The following is a 3373-nucleotide window of genomic DNA, read 5'->3' as shown; positions in this document are numbered from 1 at the left end:
CGGGGCGCTCGAGCGACTCTCCGGCGCATGGGAGACCTTGCGCCTGCAGATCGGCAAGGCCCTCGCGCCCGGCGTGATCGTGGGAGCCAACTTCCTCGCTGACACGATGAGTGGGCTGGTCCCATTCGTGCAGGAGAACGCAACCGCCTTCAAGGTGCTCGGCATCGCCCTCGCCGTCGGCGCGACCCTCTGGGCTGGCTACGCACTGGGCGTGAAGATCTCCCAGGGCTGGACCGCGCTGCACACCATGTGGACCAACCGGCAGGCGATCGCCCAGACGCTGCTCAACCGGGCCATGATGCTCAACCCGATCGGCCTCATCGTCGGCGCCCTGATCGCACTGGGCGTCGGGCTGGTCATCGCCTACAAGAAGTCCGAGACGTTCCGCCGGATCGTCGACGGCGCCTGGGCCGGGATCCGCCATGCCGTCTCATTCGCGTGGAACGGCTTCATCCGACCCGCTCTCTCGGCGTTCGCCGGCTTCTTCGGCAAGTACCTGATGCCGGGGATCCGTGGACTGTGGAGAGGCGTCCAGCTCTACTTCGGTCTCGTCCGGGGCGTGATCAAGTTCGCCTGGCAGAACGTGATCCGGCCGATCTTCCAGGTCTGGTGGTCCTACATCACCCGAGTCCTGGTCCCGGCGGTCAAGTTCCTCTGGACCAGGGCTGTGAGGCCGACCTTCGACAGCGTGAAGGACAAGATCGTCACGGTCTGGCGCAAGTTCCTGAGGCCGACCCTCGCGGCGCTGCGTGACTTCGTGGTCGACCGGCTGGCGCCGGCGGTGTCGAGGGGCATCGGGAAGATCAAGGACGTCTGGTCGTCGCTGAGCAGCGCCGCGAAGAAGCCGGTCCGGTTCCTGGTGAACACGGTCTACAACAACGGCATCCGGAAGATGATCGGCGCCCTGCCCGGCGTCACCATGCCCGACAAGGTGAAGCTCGGGTTCAAGGACGGTGGCTACACCGGTCGTGTCGATCCCCGCAAGATCGTCGGCCCCGTGCATGGCGACGAGCACGTCATCCGCTCGAGGTCGCGCCGCAAGTTCGAACGCGACCACCCCGGCTGGCTAGACCACATCAACGATCACGGCAGTCTGCCGCGACCGGAGGGGTTCTTCCTCGGCGGCCGGGTGCCGCTGCCTGGTGCGACGTCGATCAGCCGGCACGCCTCCGGCTACCCCTGGGCGACGTGGGCGGGCGACCTGAACAAGCCTGGCGACATGGGTGCGCCTGTAGTGGCGTGGGCCGACGGCCAGGTTTCCTCGGTCCGCTCGATGCTCACCAGCTACGGCAACCACGTCAAGATCAACCACGGTGGGCAGCGGACGCTGTACGCGCACCTGAGCGGCTTCAACGTCAACGGCGGCCAGAAGGTGAAGGCTGGTCAGGCCATCGGCCGCGTCGGGTCCACGGGCAACTCGACCGGGCCCCACTTGCACTTCGAGCTCGCAGGCGGGTCGAACGCTGTCACCGCCGGAGGCGGCGCGGCCGCCGCACCGGCGAAGGTTGGCGGGTTCGCTGTGACCGGCTGGCTGGGCGCGATCAAGAACATCGCCGGCATCGCCAAGAAGGTCAAGGGCTGGATGGGGGAGCTTGGTGGGGGCGGCTGGGCCGGGATCTTCCGCAACATGATCCGCAGCGTCGGCGGGGACGTCGTCAACTGGATCAACGGGAAGGTCCCGAACCGGCTCCTCCCGGACAACCCGATCCCGAACGTCTTCGACACCGGCGGCCGGCTCCCCACGGGGCTGTCGCTGGCCTACAACGGCACCGGCCGGGCGGAGACGGTCCTGACGGACGGTCAGCTCAGGACGCTGCAGGCTGCCAACCAGGCCGCCGGCGGCCTGGTTGGCAGGAGTCTGCGCCTGGTCGTGGACGGCTACGAGTTCAACGCGTACGTCGATGCCCGCGCCGAGGACAAGGTCGCTGCGGCCAGTCAGCTGGACGACATGCTGGGAAGGGCGAACTGAGTGAGCACCTCCAAGACGATCCTGCTGTCCGCGTACTCGGTCCAGGCCGCCAAGTCGACCACCGCGTTCGGGCAGCTGGCTGTCATCCCGCTGCGGGTCTCCGCGGCCGGGATGATGACCCAGGTCTCGTTGGCCGGGATCCCGAAGAACGCCACCATCACCAACGCGTTCGTCCGGGTCAACATCGCCCAGACCCTCACGGGCTCTTGGACCGCCTCGGTGTACCGGCGTACGGATCCCTGGCCCGGCAGTGTCACGTGGGCCAACCGGGGCACCCTGAGCTCCGCGGTCGGATCGAAGACCGTGGCGGCCCCCAAGAAGGGCGCCGCGTTCGACATCCCGGTCACCTCCACCATCCAGCAGATGGTCGCCGGGACACTGACCAACCGCGGGCTCTACGTCACTCTCGCCACCGCCTCCGGCTCGAACATCGGGTTCTACGGCCCGAAGGCGGCCGGCGGGCGACCGGCGCTCTACGTCACCTACACGGTCCCAGCTGCGGCGCCGACCAACCTGGAGCCCTCCGACGCGGTGGTTGCCGACCCGACGCCCACGCTGCTCTTCAACACCGACCTGTCGATCCTTTCGCTGCAGGTCCAGGCCGACCCAGCCGCGAACGCCACCACTCCCGCCTTCGACTCTGGCGAGGTCGTCGCGACCGCCGGCCTCCTCGACCTCGGGGCCACCAGCTTCGTGCCGCTCGCCAACGGCGCATCCACGATGTGGCGCGCCCGGCAGAAGACCGACGGCGGCTGGTCGCCCTGGTCGGGGTGGGTGCCGTTCACGTACGCAACCCGACCCAACCTGACCATCACCAGCCCCACCGGCACGCCGGACGTCAACGGCCGCATCCCGGTCCAGGACGGCACTCCCCCGGTCGTGTGGGCGTTCACCGGGACCCAGGTCGCCTGGCGTGCCCGGCTGATCGACGACACCGGGAAGGTGCTGTCCGACTCCTCCCGGGTCGCCGGGGCCGACACGACCTGGACACCACCGGTTGGGCTCACCGCCGATGGCCTGACAGGGGTCCTCGAGGTCACCGTCTGGGACAACTCCAACAGGGCGGCGGTCGAGGGCCAGCCGGCGGAGAACATCGCCCAGCTCGACGTCGTGCTCACCCCTGACGCGACGCAGGCGGCGTTCACGGGCACGACGGCTACCCATACCGGGTGGGAGCCGGTCGTCACCGTGACTGGCCACCGCACCGCGATCCCCGACGAGGTGGCGCTGGACCGTGACGGTCGTGAGGTGGCCCGCTACCCCGGGCCCTCGGTGATGGTCGCGGCGCCGGGTGGCGGCTTCAACGCGACTGTGACCGACATCGGGGCACGGATGAACCGCGATCACACGTGGTCGCTGCGGCCCATCACCAACGCCAAGAAGGGGCCCGTGGGCGCCGTCGCT

At 68.9% G+C, this 3373-nt stretch carries 2 protein-coding genes; both read left to right on the top strand.

All coding sequences use genetic code 11. The features are described 5' to 3' along the window. Window positions 1-1969: peptidoglycan DD-metalloendopeptidase family protein (locus VIU94_RS28775; RefSeq protein ID WP_331915613.1), on the top strand; the 1969-nt coding region annotated here is incomplete at its 5' end. Then, the coding region (locus VIU94_RS28770; protein WP_331915611.1) for a DNRLRE domain-containing protein at window positions 1970-3373 on the top strand (1404 nt) is incomplete at its 3' end.

Origin of the sequence: Streptomyces sp., from assembly GCF_036566765.1 — a bacterium.
Classification (GTDB): Bacteria; Actinomycetota; Actinomycetes; order Streptomycetales; family Streptomycetaceae; genus Streptomyces.
This window is presented reverse-complemented; position numbering and strand designations above follow the sequence as displayed.